The organism is Blautia hominis, from assembly GCA_002270465.1.
Taxonomy (GTDB): Bacteria; Bacillota; Clostridia; order Lachnospirales; family Lachnospiraceae; genus Blautia; species Blautia hominis.
Genome location: NQOF01000006.1, coordinates 191,842 through 213,541 on the forward strand (window position 1 = coordinate 191,842; position 21,700 = coordinate 213,541).

At 47.4% G+C, this 21,700-nt stretch carries 15 protein-coding genes; 12 read left to right on the plus strand and 3 right to left on the minus strand.

The genetic code is table 11. From position 1 onward, the window contains the following. Positions 1-6: 6 nt before the first annotated feature. From CI595_RS19185 to CI595_RS19205, 5 genes are all read left to right on the plus strand, one after another. Positions 7-405: a YbaN family protein gene (locus CI595_RS19185; RefSeq protein ID WP_095175229.1), complete on the plus strand. Its 399-nt coding sequence runs from the start codon at positions 7-9 to the stop codon at positions 403-405. Next, on the plus strand, positions 398-2,197 hold the full coding sequence (locus tag CI595_RS19190; protein WP_095175230.1) for an ABC transporter ATP-binding protein/permease: 1,800 nt from the start codon (positions 398-400) through the stop codon (positions 2,195-2,197). The genes CI595_RS19185 and CI595_RS19190 overlap by 8 nt, the downstream gene beginning before the upstream one ends. Then, positions 2,194-3,897 (plus strand): amino acid ABC transporter ATP-binding/permease protein, encoded by a 1,704-nt coding sequence (locus CI595_RS19195; protein WP_095175231.1) that lies wholly within the window; start codon positions 2,194-2,196, stop codon positions 3,895-3,897. The genes CI595_RS19190 and CI595_RS19195 overlap by 4 nt, the downstream gene beginning before the upstream one ends. Before the next feature lie 100 nt (positions 3,898-3,997). Further along, the gene (locus tag CI595_RS19200) at positions 3,998-5,800 is read left to right on the plus strand and encodes an ABC-F family ATP-binding cassette domain-containing protein (protein ID WP_095175232.1); all 1,803 of its coding nucleotides are present in this window, start codon (positions 3,998-4,000) and stop codon (positions 5,798-5,800) included. A 132-nt stretch (positions 5,801-5,932) separates the two neighbouring features. After that, positions 5,933-6,838, plus strand: a complete 906-nt coding sequence (locus tag CI595_RS19205; protein ID WP_095175233.1) for a tocopherol cyclase family protein — start codon at positions 5,933-5,935, stop codon at positions 6,836-6,838. A gap of 8 nt (positions 6,839-6,846) precedes the next feature. Here CI595_RS19205 and CI595_RS19210 read toward each other — a convergent pair whose 3' ends face one another. Then, complete coding sequence (locus tag CI595_RS19210; protein ID WP_243135216.1) at positions 6,847-7,230, minus strand: winged helix-turn-helix transcriptional regulator; 384 nt, start codon at positions 7,228-7,230, stop codon at positions 6,847-6,849. A 200-nt stretch (positions 7,231-7,430) separates the two neighbouring features. Here CI595_RS19210 and lon point away from each other — a divergent pair, with 200 nt between their 5' ends. Further along, positions 7,431-9,707, plus strand: a complete 2,277-nt coding sequence (lon, locus tag CI595_RS19215) for an endopeptidase La (RefSeq protein ID WP_095175234.1) — start codon at positions 7,431-7,433, stop codon at positions 9,705-9,707. 94 nt (positions 9,708-9,801) lie between these two features. Here lon and CI595_RS19220 read toward each other — a convergent pair whose 3' ends face one another. Together CI595_RS19220 and CI595_RS19225 are read right to left on the minus strand one after the other, a co-directional pair. Further along, positions 9,802-12,246, minus strand: coding sequence for a cation-translocating P-type ATPase (locus tag CI595_RS19220; RefSeq protein ID WP_408608208.1), 2,445 nt, complete (start codon positions 12,244-12,246; stop codon positions 9,802-9,804). A gap of 300 nt (positions 12,247-12,546) precedes the next feature. After that, complete coding sequence (locus CI595_RS19225) at positions 12,547-13,779, minus strand: AraC family transcriptional regulator (RefSeq protein ID WP_095175235.1); 1,233 nt, start codon at positions 13,777-13,779, stop codon at positions 12,547-12,549. 244 nt (positions 13,780-14,023) lie between these two features. Here CI595_RS19225 and CI595_RS19230 point away from each other — a divergent pair, with 244 nt between their 5' ends. The 6 genes from CI595_RS19230 (at position 14,024) to CI595_RS19260 (ending at position 21,691) form a co-directional block, all read left to right on the plus strand. Continuing rightward, complete coding sequence (locus tag CI595_RS19230) at positions 14,024-14,866, plus strand: HAD family hydrolase (RefSeq protein ID WP_095175236.1); 843 nt, start codon at positions 14,024-14,026, stop codon at positions 14,864-14,866. 17 nt (positions 14,867-14,883) lie between these two features. Then, positions 14,884-16,593 (plus strand): glycoside hydrolase family 3 protein, encoded by a 1,710-nt coding sequence (locus tag CI595_RS19235; protein WP_095175237.1) that lies wholly within the window; start codon positions 14,884-14,886, stop codon positions 16,591-16,593. Between the two features lie 12 nt (positions 16,594-16,605). Beyond that, on the plus strand, positions 16,606-18,006 hold the full coding sequence (locus tag CI595_RS19240) for an MFS transporter (protein ID WP_095175238.1): 1,401 nt from the start codon (positions 16,606-16,608) through the stop codon (positions 18,004-18,006). A gap of 15 nt (positions 18,007-18,021) precedes the next feature. Then, positions 18,022-19,221, plus strand: coding sequence for an NAD(P)-dependent oxidoreductase (locus CI595_RS19245; protein ID WP_095175239.1), 1,200 nt, complete (start codon positions 18,022-18,024; stop codon positions 19,219-19,221). A gap of 190 nt (positions 19,222-19,411) precedes the next feature. Further along, positions 19,412-20,551 carry an aldo/keto reductase gene (locus CI595_RS19255; protein ID WP_095175241.1) on the plus strand — a complete coding sequence of 380 codons (1,140 nt, stop codon included), beginning with the start codon at positions 19,412-19,414 and terminating at the stop codon, positions 20,549-20,551. A gap of 411 nt (positions 20,552-20,962) precedes the next feature. Continuing rightward, on the plus strand, positions 20,963-21,691 hold the full coding sequence (locus tag CI595_RS19260; RefSeq protein ID WP_095175242.1) for a hypothetical protein: 729 nt from the start codon (positions 20,963-20,965) through the stop codon (positions 21,689-21,691). Positions 21,692-21,700: the final 9 nt, after the last annotated feature.

A 21,700-nucleotide genomic window follows, 5' to 3' on the forward strand; every position in this document is an offset into this window, starting at 1 on the left:
ACGATTATGAAGAGAAATCCATTCAGGATACTATGGATCATATTGGGATTTATCAGCCTGGCGTTAGGGACCATCGGTGTGGTGCTTCCAATTCTGCCCACAGTGCCCTTTTACATGCTGACATTGTTCTGTTTTGCAAAAAGCTCAGAAAAGCTGCACAACTGGTTTATGAGCACAGGATTATATAAGAAGCATCTGGAAAGCTTTGTGAAAAGCAAATCGATGACACTGCGAAGTAAGCTGACCATCATGGGAACTGTGACCATTGTTATGTCAGTGGGATTTATTATGATGAGCCGCGTCCCTGTGGGAAGGATCTGTCTGGCTGCCGTATGGGTATGCCATGTACTTTATTTTGCTTTCTATATTAGGACCATTCCGGAAGGGGAAAAAGAATATGATTAAGACACGGCTGGTTAAGCTTCTTGCCCACGGAAAGAAGTACATTGTTTATAATATACTGTGGCAGTGGATCGCGCTGCTTTTTTGGATGGCCGCCATATTCTCTGTGACGGATCTGCTTGAAAAAGCATTATACAGAGCCATGACTGCCAGGGACTGCGGACAGACAGCCCTTGTCTTTGGGACTGCTGTAATTATGCGCTTCCTATGTGACAGGATGTCCTCCAGGGCATCCTATCACGCAAGTGTGGATGTAAAACGGATTCTGAGAGAAAAGATTTATGAAAAGCTGCTGCGCCTGGGGGCTTCCTACAGGGAGCATACAGCCACCTCTTCTGTGGTACAGATGGCCGCAGAGGGAGTGGAGCAGCTTGAGATTTATTTTGGAAAATATCTTCCCCAGTTATTCTACAGCCTGCTGGCACCGGTGACTTTGTTTGCGGTGCTGGCTTTTGTGGATATTAAGGCAAGTGTGGTGCTGCTTGTCTGTGTTCCGCTGATTCCCATATCCATTGTATTGGTCCAGAAGTTTGCAAAAAGGCTCCTGAATAAATATTGGGGCATTTATACGGGCCTTGGGGACAGCTTTTTGGAGAATCTACAGGGGCTCACCACCTTAAAGATCTACAGGGCGGATGAAAAGAAGGCAGAGGAGATGGACCGGGAGGCAGAGCAGTTCCGCAATATTACCATGAAGGTTCTTACTATGCAGCTTAACTCCACCAGTGTGATGGATATTGTGGCTTACGGCGGTGCTGCCATTGGCATGATCGTGGCTGTGCGGGAGTATCTTGCCGGAAATGTATCTCTTGCCGGAACTCTGGCCATTGTACTGCTGGCATCAGAGTTTTTTATTCCGCTGAGGCTGTTGGGTTCATTTTTTCATATTGCAATGAACGGCATGGCAGCCAGCGATAAGATTTTTGCTCTGCTGGACACACCGGAACCGGAAAGAGGAACGGGAAGAGCGGGCAAAAGTGATCTGTCGGTGGATCTGTCCCATGTAAAGTTTTCCTATGAGGAGGACAGGGGGATATTGGAGGATGTGTCTCTGCATATTCCTGCCGGAAGTATGGTTTCCCTGGCAGGCACCTCCGGTTGTGGAAAGAGTACCATTGTATCCCTTCTGATGGGGCGCAATAAAGGGTACCGGGGGAGCATACGCATAGGAGAGAAAGAGCTTTCTCAAATGGATGAAGAAAATCTCATGGAGACGGTGACACTGGTAAGCCATAACAGCTACCTGTTTAAAGGGACCGTGGAGGACAATCTGCGGATGGGCAGGCCGGATGCCTCCAGGGCAGAGCTGGAGGAAGCACTCTCAAAAGTGAATCTGCTTGCATTCTTAAAAGAACAGGACGGTTTGGATACAAAGGTACTGGAAAAAGGAAGCAATTTTTCAGGGGGACAATGTCAGAGGCTTGCCCTTGCAAGGGCACTGCTTCACGATACGCCGGTGTACATATTTGACGAAGCCGCATCCAATATTGATGTGGAGAGTGAAGAGATGATCATGGGCGTTATCCGGCAGATGGCGAAAGAGAAAACCGTGATCCTTATTTCCCACAGACTTGCCAATGGAGTGGGGGCAGACTGTATCTATATGATGGAGAACGGAAGGATTGCTGAGACAGGAACCCACGGGGAACTGATGGGACAGTGCGGAAGCTACAGAAAACTTTCTGAGAGCCAGAGTGCTTTGGAACAGTACAGTCATGGAACAGACGGCAATACATGTCCGGACAGACAGGCAGGCGTATATCCGGAAGGGTATAGAGAGAGGGCGAGAGGATGAAAGAGAGAAGAAGCGGAATACGCATTATGGGAAGTCTGATTGGTTTAGTCAGACCTCTTATGGGACGAATGTTTGCGGCAGTTACCCTGGGAGTCCTCGGCTACCTGTGTGCTATTTTTCTGACTATATTGGCCGGATGCGCCATTTTGCACGGATTAACTACAGTTGGTGCAGGGGGGATCCGTCTGACAGAACAGCCGGGATTTTTAATTTCTCTGCCCTTTGGAACTATTTTTACGGTTATGGGTATTATGGCAGTTCTACGTGGCGTGCTGCATTACGCGGAACAATATTGTAACCATTATATTGCATTCAAACTGCTGGCTATTATCCGGCACAGAGTGTTTGCGTCCCTGCGCAGGCTATGTCCGGCAAAATTGGAGGGAAGAGACAAGGGGAACCTGATCTCCATTATAACTACGGACATTGAGCTTTTGGAAGTGTTTTATGCACATACGATCTCACCCATTGCCATAGGTTCCCTGACATCTCTGGTGATGGTGCTGTTTTTAGGGCATTTTCATCTGTATGCAGGACTGCTGGCTCTTGCGGGATACTTGGTGGTGGGTGCCGTACTTCCCGTCTGGAATGGAAAACGAGGCGGAAGTAAAGGCATGGAATTTAGATCCGGTTTTGGGGAACTGAACAGCTTTGTGCTGGATTCCCTGCGGGGACTGGATGAGACCATTCAGTACGGGCAGGGACAGAAGAGGAAAGAGCAGATGAATGAGCGCTCTGTAAAACTTGGAGGTATCCAGAAGGATTTAAGCAAAATGGAGGCGTCCGCCAGGGGCATCACCAATCTGAGCATCCTGGTATTTTCCTTTTTGATGCTGTTTCTCATGCTGTATCTGTATCAGGGAGGACAGGCCGGATTTTCAGAGGTGCTTTTGTGTACGGTTTCCATGATGGGTTCCTTTGGACCTGTGGTGGCCTTATCTAGTCTTTCCAATAATCTGAACCAGACACTTGCCAGCGGGGAGCGGGTGCTTTCCATCCTGGAGGAGGAACCAATGGTACAGGAAGTGAGCGGTGAAAAAGAGACAGGGTTCACCGGCGCATCCTGTGAACATGTGAACTTCTCTTATGAGGAGGAGACGATTCTCAGAGATTATTCCATCTGTTTTAAACCGGGGCAGATCGTGGGGATACATGGTGCCAGCGGCTCCGGAAAATCCACGCTTTTAAAGCTCCTCATGAGATTCTGGGATACGCAGGACGGAAGTATAAAAATCTCCGGCAGAGATATAAAAAAGATCAATACGGAAAATCTCCGGCGGATGGAGTCCTATGTTACACAGGAGACCTACTTGTTCCACGATTCCATTGCCAACAACATCGCGGTTGGAAAACCGGATGCAGACCGGGAAGAGATCATGGAGGCGGCAAAAAAAGCTTCCATCCACGATTTTATCATGACTCTGCCAAAAGGATATGATACGGAGGTGGGGGAACTGGGGGACACCCTTTCAGGGGGAGAACGCCAGAGGATCGGAATTGCCAGGGCTTTTCTTCACGATGCGCCATTCCTTCTTCTGGATGAACCAACCAGCAACCTGGACTCTTTGAATGAAGGCATCATATTGAAGTCTCTGCAGGAGTCCTGCCATAAAAAGACCGTGATCCTTGTGTCCCACAGGAAGTCTACTATGAATTTGGCCGATATTGTATACACCATGGATAATGGAAGGCTGTCCTGAAACACGTTAAGATTTCCAGGCAGCAGGATAAAAGTTGACGTTCCGTTCAAAATCATTTATGATGATTATTGTCAGTATGAGAATAAGAGGAGCGTCACAAATGAACATATTAAATATAGAACATATCAGTAAAATATACGGGGATAAGATCATCTTTGAGGATGCGTCCTTTGGCATTCACGAAGGGGATAAAATCGGGATAATCGGCATCAACGGCACAGGAAAGACAACCTTGCTCCGAATGGCTGCCGGGATTGAGGAACCGGATTCAGGGCAGATCGTCAGGCAGAATGGACTGCGCATTGCGTATCTGCCTCAGAATCCGGAATTTCCCCGGGATGCAACCGTGTCCTCCTATGCCCTTGGAAAATCAGCGGAGACGGACTGGATGGTGGAGAGCAACCTGACTAAGCTTGGAATCGTGCAGTATGACATACCGCTGGCACAGTTGTCGGGAGGGCAGAGAAGGAAGGTAGCTATGGCAAAGGTGCTGGCTTCCGAGTTTGACGTCCTGCTGCTGGATGAGCCAACCAACCATCTGGACGAGGAGATGATCGCCTGGCTGGAAGCTTATCTGAGGGAATACAGAGGCGTGATTCTCATGGTCACCCATGACCGTTACTTTCTGGACAAGGTATCCAACCGGATCCTGGAGATCAGCCGGGGAAACATGTACAGCTATGATGCCAATTATTCCAAATTCCTGGAACTGAAAGCGGAGCGGGAGGAGATGGAACTGGCCTCTGAGCGCAAACGGCAGAGTGTCCTGCGCATGGAGCTGGAGTGGGCCAAGCGGGGCTGCCGCGCCAGAAGCACCAAGCAGAGAGCCAGACTGGAACGCCTGGAAGCCTTGAAAAACGGAAAGACCCCGGTGCAGGATCAGACTGTGGAGATGGATTCTGTGGAGACAAGGATGGGCAAAAAGACCATTGAGCTACACCACGTGGGAAAAAGCTATGGCGGGACAAAGCTTGTGGATGATTTTGACTATATTGTGCTGAGAAACCAGAGGCTGGGCATTATCGGTCCAAACGGCTGCGGAAAGTCCACCCTGATCAAGATGATAGCAGGTCTGATCCAGCCGAATTCCGGGGAGATTGAAATCGGGGAGACCATTAAGATTGGGTATCTGGCACAGGAGGAACCGGATTTGGATACAGACCGGCGGGTCATTGACTATATTAGGGATATCGCTGAGTATGTGCAGACAAGAGACGGAAAGATCAGTGCCTCACAGATGCTTGAGAGATTTTTATTCACACCGGATGTGCAGTATACCCCTGTGTGCAAACTCTCCGGCGGGGAGAAGCGGAGGCTGTACCTGCTCTCCGTGCTCATCAGCGGGGCCAATGTCTATATCCTGGATGAGCCATCCAACAACTTGGATATTCCTACACTTACCATTTTAGAGGATTACCTGAATTCTTTTTCCGGGATCGTGATCACTGTGTCCCATGACCGGTATTTTCTGGACAATGTGGTGGACAGGATATTTGAATTTGACGGAAATGGACATCTGCAGCAGTACGAGGGCGGCTACACGGATTATCTGGAGGCAAAGGAGAGAAGACTTTCAGACACGGACAGCAGCATTTCCCTGAAAAAGGAAGTCCCGGAGAAAAAGGAGGCAGCCAAAGACTGGAAGCAGAACCGCCCGGCAAAGCTGAAATTTACATTCAAAGAACAGAGAGAATACGATACCATAGATGATGACATCGCGGCTCTGGAAGAAAAGATAGAAAAGCTGGACGATGATATGATGGCAAATGCCACAAACTCTTTAAAATTGTCCGAACTGACAGCCGAGAAGGAAAAAGCAGAGGCAGAACTGGAAGAAAAGATGGAACGCTGGGTATATTTAAACGACCTGGCTGAAAAAATCCAAGAACAGAAAAATGCCTGAATCAAATCACGTATATGGTTTATAAATGCCGCACATCCTAAATGTGTCCAAAAGCAGAAGCAGACATGGGGAACCGCCAGTGTATCACCGGCACCCCATGTTCGGATAAACTTAGACACAGAGGTGAAGAACATGAAAAAGACATGTATTCAGAAGGGATGTGGGGCATTTTCCTTTCCTTATTTTGAAGGATGGTATCTGAAACACCAGAATCAGGAGAATACCATTGCATTTATCCCTGCCGTACATGGGGATAAAAACGGAAAGTGGACCGTATCTCTTCAGGTCGTCACAGAGGATGGCGCCTGGTATTTCACGTATCCCAAAGAGGCGTGCCGCATCAGCAGGAATCCTTTTGGCGTCAGAGTGGGAAAAAATATTTTTACGGAGAAGGGTATCAAGGTGGATATAAAGAGCAGGGACCTGACTGTAAAAGGCTGTATGGCATACGCACCTTTTGACAGGCTGTCATATGATATTATGGGATTTTTTAAATATATCCCCTTTCTGCAGTGCAGTCACGGCGTGCTGAGTATGCACCACAGTCTCAGGGGCAGCTTCCTAGTGAACGGCAGAGAAATACCCATGACAGGCGGACGGGGGTATATAGAGACAGACAAAGGGCGCTCCTTTCCAAGGACATATCTCTGGACTCAGTGCGGGTTTGGCAGGAGTAGCAGTGTGATGCTCTCCGTTGCAGATATTCCCTTTTTAGGCGCTCATTTTCAGGGTTGTATCTGCGCGGTGCACTGTGGAGGAAGAGAGTACAGGATGGCTACCTATCTGGGAGTCCGTATAGAGGAATATGGGGACGGAAAAGTGACAATCCGGCAGGGAAAGATGTGCCTGAAGGTGCACAGGCTGGAAGAAGCATCCCATGAACTGAAGGCACCCCAGTGCGGTGAGATGACCCGCATGATCAGAGAAAGCCCGTCCTGCCGTGTCAGATATGAGTTTTGGTCAGGAGGCGGGCTGGTATTTGACGTGATAGCAGAACAGGCTTCTTTTGAACAGGTGAATGAGAATGACTGCCTTTAGGGAGCCGCCTATTTTGTATCCCTGCATTCCCCGCAGTATGGGGATTGCGTCTGTATTCTGTCCATATGCATTTTCCCCCATTCGGACAGGCTGTCAAGCGGCTCTAAAATACTGCGTCCCTCTTTTGTGAGGGAATATTCCACCCGGGGCGGGATCTCATTATACTGCTCCCGGTGGACAATGCCGTTTTCCTCCAGCTCTTTTAAGGACTGGGACAGCATCATGTTGGTAATGCCGCAGAGCTTTCGTTTCAGGCTGTTATAACGCACAGATTCTTCACGTGCCAGAATACAGATAATAGGAAGCTTCCATTTTCCGCCCACCAGATTCAACGCATATTTCAGCGGACAGACAGCTTCCGTTTCCTCTTTTTCCATTGATGCTGCATACATAACCGGTTTCCTTTCCTTAATGAGATAGTAGGTATGAAAAAACATACCTGGTATGAAAATACTGCGTACTTGTAAAATGTTTATTTAATGATAGAATTATATCACAATACTTGGCGGATTCCAACGGATTCGCTATATATTTTAACTTGATACTAGCACTCGATTTGAATGAGTGCTGATAATACGAGGAGGATGCACCTATGATTACAATACCGATTTACGATATGATGATACTGCCCGGCGTTACCTTCTTTTTCAAAAAGGACATTTTCACAGACCGGGAGATCACTGCGGAGCATGTGGGTGAGGATGTGTTGTTCCTGATGATGAAGCAGGATAAGAAGCGGGAAGATATGACGCCGGAGGACATCTGCCCTATCGGGGTTTCCGGCAAGATCGAGAGTATAGACGAGGAGGGCAATATTCGTGTCCATACAAAAGAGCGTGTCTTGATCACGGATGTGGAAGTGACCATGCAGTCCATCTCCGCTTCTGCAGCGATCTGTGGCGAGGTGGAGGATATCTCGGACGAGGAGATGCAGAAGCGTTTTGAAGCGCTCAAAAGAGATCTGCTGAAATTTGTACAGATGTTTCAGTGGGGTGTGTGGGCGAGAAGCTTTATCCTGCACTGGAAAAATATGAACGAGATCCTCTGTGCCCTTTCAGGCTATCTGAATCTCTCCTGGCCGGAAAAATATGCCGTTTTGGAGGCGGAGACCAGGGGACAGCGCTGTGAACGGATTGAAAAGGCAATCTATGAATTTATTGAATTGTTCAAGGTCAGTGAGGAAGCTCAGAGTGCCCAGAAGGAGACCCATGAACAGGCATACAGGGAGTCAGCCATTAAAAAACAGATTGATTTTCTGCAGAACCAGCTGGATGAGATGCATCCGGAGAATATTTCCGATGTCCGCAGATTTGAAACTAAAATAAAAGAAGCGGGCATGAATGAGGAGGCAGAAAAGGAGGCCGGAAAGGTTCTGAACCGGATGAAACAGGAGGGCAAGGACAGCCATGAGTATGGCCTGCTCTATGATTATCTGGATTTTGTGACAAGTCTTTCCTGGAAAACAGAGGAGTTACCGGAGATAGATCTGGAGGAAGCGGAGAAGATCCTGGATGAGGAGCACTATGGCTTGAAAAAGGTAAAAGACAGGATCATCCAGCAGATAGCAGTCATGGCTCTGAATAAAAAACAGTCCGGTTCCATTCTGCTGTTTGTGGGAGCACCCGGAACAGGCAAGACCAGTATCGGGCAGAGCATAGCCAAAGCCCTGCACAGGGAATATGTGAGGATCAGCCTGGGCGGCATCCGTGACGAGGCTGAGATCCGAGGCCACAGGAGGACGTATGTAGGTGCCATGCCGGGCAGGATCATGGAGGGTATGAAACGAAGCGGTGTCCAGAACCCTGTCATGGTGCTGGATGAGGTGGATAAGCTCACAAAGGATTATGGCGGAGACCCTGCAAGTGCCCTTTTGGAGGTACTGGATCCGGAACAGAACAACAGCTTTACAGATCACTATATGAATGTGCCCTATGACCTCTCCAATGTATTTTTTGTCTGTACGGCCAACAGCACGGATACCATACCGGAACCACTTTTGAATCGTATGGAAGTGATTCAGTTTCCGGGTTATACACCCATAGAAAAGTCCCATATCGCCAGAAAACATCTGCTTCCCAAGGCAATGAAGAGCATGGGGATCAAGGCTCAGAATCTGAAAGTGACAGATGAAGCGATCGGGAAGATCATCAGCGATTATACGGCTGAAGCGGGAGTCCGCGGTCTGAAAAAACAGATGGATATCTTATGCCGTTTTGCGGCAGTGAAACTGGTAAAAGGAGAGCAGAAGAGTATCACGGTCAGTGAAAAGCGTGTCCCTGAGTTTTTAGGAAGAAACGCCTTGCATCACGAGGGCATACTCAAGGAGGCTGCACCGGGTGTGGTGACAGGATTAGCCTGGACCAGAGCCGGAGGAGAGATCCTGTTTGTGGAGACCACGCTCACGAGGGGCAGCGGTAAAGTGCGGATCACCGGACAGTTGGGGGATGTGATGAAAGAATCCGCTGAGATTGCCCTGACGCTGGTAAAAGCCATGTACCCGGAAGAGGCCAAGCAGCTTGATGAAAAAGACCTTCATATCCATGTTCCGTCCGGAGCAGTTCCAAAGGACGGTCCCTCTGCGGGCATTACCCTGGTCACAGCGCTGTCCTCCCTTGTAACGGGAAAAGCAGTTGCTCCTGAATATGCCATGACAGGGGAAGTTTCCCTTCGGGGCGGCGTCATGCCCATTGGAGGTCTTCCGGAAAAACTCATGGCAGCGCAGAGAGCCGGCGTGAAAAAAGTATTCATCCCTTATGAAAACGTGGAGGATCTGGAGGAAGTGGCAGAGGAGGTAAAGGAAAAACTGGAGATCATCCCGGTAAAGAAAGCCACAGAGGTTCTGGAACGGGTTTTCCATGAGGAAAAATAAAGATAGAAAAAAGTTACGGTCAGATACGAATCCGGTATCTGGCCGTAACTTTTTCTGCCTGTAACTGTGAGGGTACTGAACAGTTACTTGGGTTTTATAATAATTCGTCCGCACTATGCTGTTTCAGGCGCAGATACAAGATGCGGCATTTTTCAATCGCCAGTGTAAGATATCTGAGCACAGGCTCTGTGGCAATGGCGAAAACCACAAAGAGCATGATGCATTTCGTGGACATGCCGGTCAATGCAAACAGATTGTTCAAGAACAAGCTGCAGAATATAAGTCCGGCAATGGTTCCAAGTAAGATCCCCACACGGATCTTGTTCATAGGTGCACTGATCTTGTAGAGGATCATAAACCCTACGATCGCCAGCAGCATAGTAGCAGCGGTTGAGATATCCGTGGAATTTACCCCGAAAGTCCTTCCAAATACCACCAGTGCGCCCACGGCGAGAACATCTGTCAGCGCCGCAGGCATGGCTTTCAGACAAACATTGGTGAGAAAATGCCCTTTGATAATATTTTTGTTTGGCTCAAGTGCCAGGAAAAATGCAGGGATGCCAATAGTAAACATACTGATCAGGGATACCTGTGAGGGTTCCAGCGGATACGTCAGCATAAACACAACAGAGAACAGGGAGAGCAGGAAGGAAAAAATATTCTTGACCAGGAATAAGCTGGCGGAACGCTGGATATTGTTTACCACCCGTCTTCCTTCCAATACTACCTGAGGCATACAGGAAAAGTCAGATTCCAGCAGTACGAGCTGGGAGGCCTGAGCCGCGGCATCACTGCCGGATGCCATGGCAATGCTGCAGTCCGCATCTTTCAGTGCCAGCACGTCGTTGACACCGTCTCCTGTCATGGCAACGGTTTTCCCCGCAGCTTTTAATATCTGTACAAACTGCCGTTTCTGGTTTGGTGTGACACGTCCAAAGACAGCGTTGTTTAGAACCGCTTCCTGTATTTCTGCGTCAGTCTCCAGTTCTGAGGCATCCACGTAATTCTCTGCTCCGGCTATGCCGGCCTGTTTGGCAACCTCAGAAACGGTGGCAGGATTGTCCCCGGATATCACCTTCACCTCCACACCCTGTTCGGCGAAGTAAGTAAAAGTTTCTTTTGCCTGCTTGCGGATAGGGTTTGCGAGGAGAATATAGCATAAAGGTATAATGGGGGCGGCAAGTGCCTTGCCGTCAATCTCCTCATCATAAGTTCCGAATACCAGGACACGTGAGCCTTTGGACGCATATTCTAAAATTTCCTCTTTGTAGTCATCATAATCTTCCTTCAGGACGAATTCCGGAGCGCCCAGTACATAGGCAGTATCTTTAAAGGTGACGCTGCTGTATTTGGTTGCAGAGGAGAATCCTGTTTTACTGACCGGCTTCTTTTTCGTGGCAGTTTTAAAATGCTTTTTGATAGCTGCCATGGTGATGTTATCGCTGCTCATGGCTGCCGCAAAATCACTGATCATCACAGACAGAGGCTCCATCTCATCGGGATCATATTCTTCTGTCTCTATGACCTCCCGGACTTCCATGGAATTTTCTGTGATGGTTCCGGTCTTATCTACACAGAGTACATCTACTCTTGCCAGGGTTTCAATACATTTCATATCGTGCAGCAGGACTTTTTTCTGTGCCAGCCGGATAGAGCTGACTGCCAGGGCAACACTTGCAAGAAGGTATAAACCCTCAGGGATCATACCGATGACGGCAGCCACCATGGAGGTCACACTGGAGCGGAAAGCCTCATGCTGAAAGAAAAATGCCTGTATAAAAAGTACAAGGCCGATAGGGATAATGGCAATACCCACGAATTTTACCAGTTTGTCCAGGGAACGTATCATCTCGGACTGCTCCCCGCTCTGCATTTCCTTGGCCTCCAGCGTCAGACGGGAAATGTAGGAGTCCTCCCCGACTTTATCAAGCTTTGCGTGACACTGCCCCGACACAATGAAGCTGCCGGACATAAGCTGGTCGCCTTTTCTCTTGGTGATCTCATCCGCTTCTCCGGTGAGCAGGGATTCGTTGACCTGTACTTCCCCGGCGCTTACCAAAGCGTCAGCACAGACCTGGTTGCCGGCTTTAAAGATGACCATATCATCCAGCACCAGCTCCTCTGCATTTACCACCGAGGTTTTGCCGTTTCGCACGACAGAGGCATTGGGGGCGTTGAGCATGGTCAGATTATCCAGAACCTGCTTGGCCCGTATCTCCTGTATGATACCGATCAATGTGTTGGCAATGATGACCGGGAGAAAAGTCAGGTCTCTGAAAGAACCTACGATACACAGCAGGACTGCCAGCACTACGAAGATCAAGTTAAAGTATGTGAAGACATTGTCATGTATGATCTCTTTCGTTGTCTTGGACGGCGGGTCCACAGCTTTGTTGGTCCAGCCGTGAAGCCTGTGTTCCTGTACCTGCTGACTTGTCAGCCCGGTTTTGTAATCCGGATTATACCGGGTGGTTGGAATCCTGCGGTCTTTTTTCTCCTCCTGAACATCAGACAGCTGCGGTTTTGTTTGCTTTTTCAGTTTTATCTGTTTTTTCACCAGTATACTCTCATTCCTTCCTGACGAAGACCCTTTGTCTTTAGTATTTTCTAACTCTGATGCATATATTCTAACACAAAAGGGAGAAAATTACCAATTTATGCAAACAATTTTAGGCAATATTTCGTAACTATTCAGTAGATCTGCGCATTCACTGCGCTGACCGTAAGAAAACATTCCGCAGCCAAGCAAAAATCCCATCGCCAAAGGCGGTTCTGCATGGATTTTTGCCTGTAACTGTGAGGGTACTGAACAATTACAATATTTCTATAAATGTTATATTTACTCAGGATGGAGAATCGATTTCTGATACTGTTTCGGAGACATTCCATAGGTCCGTTTAAAAAGCCTGATAAAATAATTCATATCATTATATCCGCAGGAAGCGGCCACCGTGGTGATGGGAAGGGAGGAGGAGTTGATCATTGTGATAGCCCGCCGGATGCGCACCTGATGGATATAATCCGTCAGAGTCATGCCGCTCTCTTTTTTAAACAGCCCGGACAGGTAATTTTTACTCAGGCTGAACATTTCGGCAAAGAAAGTCAGATTTAGATTCTCCGCGTAATGAAAATCAATATAAGAGATCACTTCTTTTATCACCTGGGAATACCCGGTCATGGAATGGTTCTGGACCAGCAGGCAGTATTTGTGGAGCATATCTGTGGACAGATGCTCCAGCTCCCGTTCGGTGCGCGCTTCATTAATCAAAACAGCAAATTTCCCTGACAGATCATCAATATATAAAGGATGCACACCTCCGGACTCCGCAGACTTGCGAAACAGGGTGTTCAGGATTATGACGCCGTGCCGTTTGTTCTGCAGGGCATTATCTGTTCTTGGCCTTAACTGATAAGTCTGGAATTTCTGGTAAAATTCATGGGCGCGCCGGTCATCCCCCTTGGAGACTGCCTCCAGCATTTTATTTTCCACTTCATACCGCTCCTCAATGGTGCTGATGGAAATCTGCGGTTCTTTGCGCAGCTTTAAGATCAGGGGAGAGTGTTCCATAAATATCTCATTTTTGTCCGGCAGATGAGAGACTTTATATTCTACGTGAAATAATCCCCGGGCAAGATTCACGATCAGTGCCTCAAAGCTCTCCATATTATGCAGAACCGGTGTGGAGGAATAGACCAGGCGGATATCTGAAAAAAGGCTGTCCGGTATCCTGCGCTGTTCCATGATCTTCCGGATCTGTACAGTCTCTAACTGGTTTTCCAGGTACGGGCCTATGACAAAATGAGAAGATTCATAGTCATAGAGATATGCAGCGGGAATATGCACAAGAGTATAGTACATTCCAAAGGAGTCCTCATAGCGGACAATACTCCCGGCTGTCACATACTGTTCCAGAAAAACCTGCAGGGGCTGGTAGTTATAGTCCTCATACAGACGGAGGCGAAGCCCTTTATCCGTCTGGGAGAGATTGGAGCTGTCCTTGAAAATAATATGACATCCCACATTGCAGGCTGTGACGGCCTGCTGAAAAAGTTCCAATTGTTTATGTTCCATCTGTTTTACCTCTCAATACCCAATGGGATTTCCTTACAGTCAGCACAGTGTTTGCGGGGACCTGCGCGAGTGTTTCCGTGTGATACATATTTTAGTATGATTTTACGGAAAAATAATATAATATTCATCTGCAAAATAAAATACCATAAAATTGTGCTAAATTCAATGGATATTATTATTTTTAAAAATCGGTAAACGTTGTATTTTATACATATCAAAAGAGAGAACGAAAGGACGTGAGAACATGAACCATCCTTTTACGGATTTTACAAAGAAACAGGATCACCTCGTATGTATAGATTCAGACGGCTGTGCCATTGACAGCATGGATATCAAACATATCCGCTGTTTTGGCCCGTGTATGGTAAAAGAATGGAATCTGCAGACATATGAAAAGGAGATTCTGAAACGCTGGAATGAGATAAACCTGTATTCTATGACAAGGGGGATCAACCGCTTTAAAGGTCTTGCAAAAGCCCTGAAAGAAATTGACAGCAGATATACGCAGATCGAGGATGTGGACACCCTGGTACAGTGGGCGGAGGAAACGGATGAGCTGTCAAATGCCGCCTTACAAAAAGCCATAGCTTCAACAGGCAGTTCAATCCTGAAAAAGGCCCTGAACTGGTCAGAGGCGGTGAATGAGGCCATAAAACAGATTCCCAGAGAGGATATCAAACCCTTTGCACATGTAAGAGAGAGTATTGAGATACTTCATAAAACGTGTGATATTGCCATTGTCTCCTCCGCCAACTATGAGGCGGTAAAGGAAGAGTGGACCCGGTTCGGCCTTCTGGAACATGTGGATGTACTGCTGGCACAGAATGCAGGCTCCAAGAAGAGCTGCATAGAAAAACTGCTCACCTGCGGATATAAAAAAGAGAATGTTCTGATGACAGGGGATGCGCCGGGCGATATGGACGCGGCAAAAGGAAACGGCGTATTCTATTATCCCATCCTGGTATCCGGGGAGAGCGGAAGCTGGGCCGGTATCTTAAATGCTGTGGAGAGAATGAAAGAGGGCACCTTCGGCGGTGCTTTCCAGGAAGAACTGATACAAACATTTGTTGAAAATCTTATGAAATAAAATTTGGAGGGAATAACATGGTAAATTTAAGAGAAAAACCTTATTATCTGAATGATGAACAGATACAGTGGGTGGAAGACACCATTTCCGGTATGACTACAGAGGAAAAAATAGGACAGCTTTTTGTCAATATGGTGGCAGACGCAGAGGAGAGAAAGCCGGAAAATATCAAGAAGGTACTGGATGCCTATCATCCGGGAGCCATCCGTTATCACAATGCACTGAAAGAAGAGTTGTGGAAAATGGCAGACTGTCTCCAGAATACCACAAAGATCCCGCTGCTGATCGCTTCCAACTGTGAGGCAGGGGGAAACGGCGGCTGCCAGGGCGGAACGCCTATTGCCAACGGTGCTGCCATGGCAGCCATAGATGCACCGGAGGAAGTATTTAAAATGGCAGAGATCTCAGCCAGGGAAGCGGCTGCGGTTGGCTGCAACTGGAATTTTGCACCGGTGGTTGATCTGCTCTATAACTGGAGAAATACCATTGTACAGCTCCGTGCCTTTAACGACAGCCCGGACGATGTCATCCGTTATGCAAAATCCTTTTTTAAAGGCATGAAGACACAGAATATTGCTACCTGTATGAAGCATTTTCCGGGGGATGGCACAGAAGAAAATGACCAGCACCTGCTTATGGGCATCAATGAATTTGACTGTGATAAATGGGACCGGACATACGGAAAAGTTTACAAGGAGCTGATTGACGAGGGTGTCATGACCATTATGGCAGGCCACATTGCACTCCCTGCATATTCCAGAAAACTGCGCCCCGGTATCAGAGATGAAGAAATCCGTCCTGCAACCTTGGCACCGGAACTGATCACAGACCTGCTGAAAGGCCAGCTCGGATTCAACGGCCTGGTTGTCACAGATGCATCCCATATGATCGGTATGTTCGGGGCCACGATCCCCAGAAGCCGGCAGGTTCCCCAGGCGATCGCCGCAGGATGTGACATGTATCTGTTCTTTAATGACAGGGAGGAAGATTTCGGTTATATGATGGAAGGCTATCGAAACGGCACCATCACAGAGGAAAGACTGCAGGATGCTCTTCACAGGATTCTTGGAGTAAAAGCAGCCCTGAATCTTCACAGGCTTCAGAAAGAAGGAAAACTGGTGGTACCCAAAGAAAACCTGGCTGTGGTTGGGTGTGAGGAACACCACAGAGCATCCAGGGAATTTGCCGATAAGTATGTGACCCTTGTAAAAGACCGCCTGCATTATCTCCCCATGACACCGGAGAAATATAAGAGGATCAAGCTTGTGTATATTGGCTCTGAAGCCACTGTGATCGCCGGCATGAAATTTGAATCAAATGATAAAAACATAATCTCGGATATTGTGTCCCAGCTTGAAGAAGCCGGATTTGAAGTGGACGCAGAAGTTTCCGCAAAAAAGGGAAAAATAGAAGAGTTCAAAAAACAATATGACTGTGTTCTGCTGGTCCTCAATATACAGGGATTTGCCCAGTACAATACCATGCGGATAAAATGGGATGAGCCTGTAAAACAGCCATGGTATATGTCAGAGCTGCCCACTGTTGTGGTATCTTTGAGCAATACCAATAATCTGATTGATGTTCCTATGGCCAGATGTTACATTAATTCTTATATGGATCATCATGAGAGCTTTGCCGCTGCTTTGGAAAAGATGATGGGTAAAAGTGAATTCAAGGGAAGATACAACGAAAACGTATTTTGCGGAAGATGGGAAACCAGATTCTAAGGGGTGAGAAAAATGAATGAAAACACAATAAAACCGTTTGGGTTAAAGGATAAGATCGGATATATGTTCGGTGATTTCGGCAACGATTTCACATTTATGTTTTCCAGCACCTTTTTGATGGTGTTTTATATGAAGGTCCTGGGGATCAGCGCCGGGGCTGTGGGAACTCTGTTTCTGGTGGCAAGAATTGTGGATGCTTTTACGGATGTGACTATGGGCCGTATTGTGGATACCTGCAAACCGGGGAAAGACGGAAAATTCAAGCGTTGGATCCGCATTATGGCCGGGCCGGTGGCAATTGCCAGCTTTCTCATGTATCAGTCCGCTTTGGCAGATGCATCCATGGCTGTAAAAATGGTTTATATGTATGTCACTTACATTCTCTGGGGCAGTATCTGCTATACGGGAATCAACATTCCCTACGGCTCCATGGCATCAGCGGTCACGGATGTACCGGAAGAGCGTACGGCCCTCTCCACATTCCGAAGCATCGGCGCCACATTGGCACAGCTTGTCATCGGTGTGGGAGGCCCTATGATCATCTATGTTACAGATGCAAGCGGTGTGCAGGTTATCCGTAATGACGGAAAAATCTTCCCGGTTGTGGCTGGCATTTTCTCTGTCTGTGCCATTATCTGCTATTTTATCTGTTATAAATGCACCACAGAGCGTATCAAGATTGAGCCGGACCCAAATGCGGAGAAGATCTCACTGGCTAAGACCTTCGGGGCTATTTTCTCCAACCGTGCACTGTTGGGTATCGTGGGTGCTGCCATTTTCCTGCTGCTGAGTTCTCTTATGATGTCCAGTGTCAATACCTATCTGTATGCCGATTATTTTGGAAATGTAAAGGCGCTGTCCTCATATAATATGATCACCATGTTGTGTTCTCTGCTCATGGCCACCATTACAGGCATCACGGTCAAGAAGTTTGGAAAAAGAGAATCCGCGGCTGTGGCAACTATTTTTACAGGAGTTGTTTTCCTGGTATTAGGTTTTATTAATGTAAAAAGCGCATGGGTCTTCGTGATCGTGGCAGCAGTGGGATTTTTGGGTGTGAGCTATTTCAACCTGATCATCTGGGCAAATATCATTGATGTCATTGACGATGTGGAAGTGAGGACCGGCAAGAGGGAGGACGGTACCGTATACGCAGTCTATTCTTTTGCCAGAAAAGTAGGTCAGGCTCTTGCCGGAGGGCTGGGAGGCTATGCACTGGGACTGATCGGTTATGTTTCAACCGCCAAAACCCAGAGTGCGGAGGTTTTAAGCGGACTTTACAAATTGGCGACCATCGTTCCCGGGATCCTTTTTATCTGTGTGGCACTTATGCTGATCTTTGTATACCCGCTTTCCAAAAAGAAAGTTGAGGCAAATGTAGAATATCTCCGTACCAAGAGAGAAGATAGATAAGAGGGGGAGAAAAGGATGGCTGCACATGTATTGGATGAAGCGAACCGGTGTCTGAACTGTAAAAATCCCCAGTGCCAAAAGGGGTGTCCCATCCATACCCCGATTCCGTCGGTCATACAGCTGATGCTGGAAGGCCGTCTGGATGAGGCCGGATGGAAGCTTTTTGAAAATAATCCCCTGACCACAGTCTGCAGTCTGATCTGCGACCATGAAAAGCAGTGCGAGGGACATTGTATTCTTGGAAAAAAAGGTGCGCCCGTACATTTTTCTGCTATTGAGAACTATATTTCCAGTACCTACAGCTCCAAGATGGTGAAAGGTCCGGCATCTCCCAACGGGATGCGCGCCGCGATCATAGGTTCCGGTCCGGCAGGTCTTACCATAGCGGTGCTGCTGGCCCGAAAGGGATATCAGGTAACCATCTTTGAGAGCAAGGATAAGATCGGCGGTGTTTTAAGATACGGCATTCCGGAGTTTCGTCTGCCAAAGAGTATCCTGGATGATTTTGAATACCGTCATCTGCGGCTGAAAGATATTAAGGTTCGGCCCAACACTGCGGTTGGCGGGGCAATTTCCATTGAGGATCTGCTGCGGGATGGGTATAAGTCTATCTTTATCGGCACAGGTGTGTGGAGACCGAATACACTTCATATAAAAGGGGAAACGCTGGGACATGTGCATTACGGGATTCACTATCTGAATAATCCGGACAGTTTTCATTTGGGGGAGAGAGTGATTGTCATAGGAGCCGGAAATGCGGCTATGGATGTTGCCAGGACCGCAATGCGGAAAGGTGTGCGGTATCTGCAGTGTTTTTCCAGGGATGCTTCGGTTGCTGCCAGTAAAAGTGAATTTGATTATGCTGTGCTGGAAGGCGTGGAATTTGTTTACGGAAAGATACCGGTGGAAATAACAGATGAAGGGGTGATTTTTGCGGATGCAGGGGAGACGGAAGGCACGGAAAAACTTTATCCGGCGGACAGTGTGATCGTGTCCATCAGTCAGGGACCCCGAAACCAGCTTGTCAGAACAACCCGGGGTCTGGATGCAGATGCGTGCGGGCTGCTTGTGGCAGACGATTCGGGCCATACCTCGCGGCCGGAGATTTTTGCCAGCGGGGATGTGGTGAATGGCGCCAGGACCGTTGTGGAGGCGGTTGCCCATTCCAAGAAGGTGGCGGAGGCCATGGATCTATATATGAAAGAAACTATGTGATCGTGACGACACAGCACAGGAGTCCGGGAGGGCTTTTGGGCTGTGTTTTTTTGAAAAAGGGTATTGACTTGGAGTTAACTTCAAGGAATACAATCTTATTGAACCCGCAGCGGGCAAGAGGCGCACTGTGCCTGCGGAAATTAAAAAATGGGTTCGTGAAAGGAAAAATTTATCACAGGAGGATAGGAATATGGTATATAAAAATTATAAAGATCTGAAGCTTTCAGCGCTGGGGTTTGGCGCTATGCGGCTGCCGACTGCGGACGGGAATCCGGATGCACCCATAGATGAGAAAAAGACGGCGGATATGGTGGCTTATGCCATAGCACATGGTGTCAACTATTTTGACACGGCGTATGGCTATCATGATGGAAATTCGGAAGTTGTGATGGGAAAGGTTCTGGGGGAGTATCCCAGAGATCGTTTTTATCTGGCTACCAAGTTTCCGGGATACGATTTGGCGAACATGGATAAAGTGGAAGCTATTTTTGAAGAACAGCTTAAAAAATGTAATGTGGATTATTTTGATTTTTATTTGTTCCATAATGTTTATGAAAAGAATATCGAGCCGTATATGGACCGGAAATACGGTATTATGGATTATCTGATGAAACAGAAGGAGAACGGAAGGATCAGGCATCTGGGATTTTCTGCACATGGGCGTTATGATACGATGAAACGTTTTCTGGAAGCTTATGGAGACAGGATGGAATTCTGTCAGATTCAGCTGAATTATCTGGACTGGAAGCTCCAGGATGCTAAGGCTAAGGTGGAGCTGCTCCGAGAATATAACATTCCCGTATGGGTCATGGAGCCTCTCAGGGGAGGACGGCTGGCAAGTCTTTCACCCAAGAACGAAGAGAAATTAAAGGCTCTGCGCCCGGATGAAAAGATTCCGGCCTGGGGATTCCGTTTCCTGCAGTCTGTTCCTGAAGTGACTATGGTATTGTCCGGCATGTCAAGCATGGAGCAGATGAAGGAAAATATCGCCACCTTTGCGGAGGATAAACCGGTGACGGATGAGGAGATGGAGACGCTGATGGAAGTGACGGACAGTATGCTGGATATCCTGCCATGCACGGCCTGTCGTTATTGTACTGCACATTGTCCTCAGAAACTGGATATTCCCACACTACTGGCACTTTATAATGAGGTGCGTTTTGCCAATGGGCTGATCACGCACATGGCAGTGGAAGCCATGCCGGAGGATAAACGCCCTCACGCATGCATCGGATGCCAGAGCTGTGAGGCGGTATGCCCGCAGCAGCTTGAAATAGCCAAGGCGATGGCTGATTTTACAGAAAAGCTGAACCAGCCTGCCGGTTTGTAGATCGTCAAGATCATAGTTTTAAATGGGAGTAGACCGTAAAGCAGTATTGAATAGGTTACTATTCAGCCTTCAGGCTTCACAGAAACAAAAGCATGCACAGTTCTGCCCTTTAGGGTACATACCGCTGATGTTTTACATTGCAATATTAATTGCAGTCTGGCGCGTGGCTGTCTCGGGATTGTATTGCAATTGCAATGTAAAACATCACAGGACAGTGGACGGTTGAACTCTTACTTGAAATGATACCTATAATTATTCAATACTGCTTTTTTTTATTTTGATATGATATAATGGGTTTGATCGAAACGGGCGTAGGAAAGGAATTGCTGATAAGGGTATAATTGTGATGCGGAAATCACAAGCGGTCACCTTTCCTGGCATTTTGTCATTTGATCAAACGGGAGATTATCCATGAAGAATCTTATTAAATGCGGTATTATACTTTTGTTTGCTTTGCTTATCTTTTGGGCAGGATATACGGTAGGACAGAACAAGACCGTGGAGGGGCTTTCAGATGAAGGTGATTCCATTACTTTTTATGCTCAGATCAAAGAGATTAACGGAAATTCCATGCTGGTATCCGGCTTGAAGGAAAATGACGTGAATTTCAGAAGTGAGTTTTATCTGTACATTACCTCCAACACAAAATTGGAGTGGCATTTTACTGATATCTCATTGTCTGACTTTGTGCCGGGACAAAATATATCGGTTACTTTTTCCGGGGAAGTACAGGAAACCTACCCTGCTCAGATAAAAAGCGTAAATAAAATCTGTCTTCTGGATGACACAAATCCGGCGCTTGACCGCGTGGAGACTTCATCGGCAAAAACGTATTACATGAATGCCGATGAACTGGGGAAAACAGAGCAGAGCCTTCCATGCCTGACACTTCTGGATAAGGAAAATTTTGTTTTTAGTTATGATATCCTCAACTCTTATATTCCTGCGGGTACCTACGAAATCGCGGACGGTGAATTGGTGGCATCGGATAAAGAGAAAGGCTGTCAATATGTCTTTGACGTGGTGGATAAGAATACCTTGAAATTTAGAAAAGAAAAATCGGCGGATGTCTCTCTGATCCGGAAAGATATGGGGATCGAAATCACAGACGGGGCTTTATTTGAACAAAAAGAACAGTGAGGAAAAAAA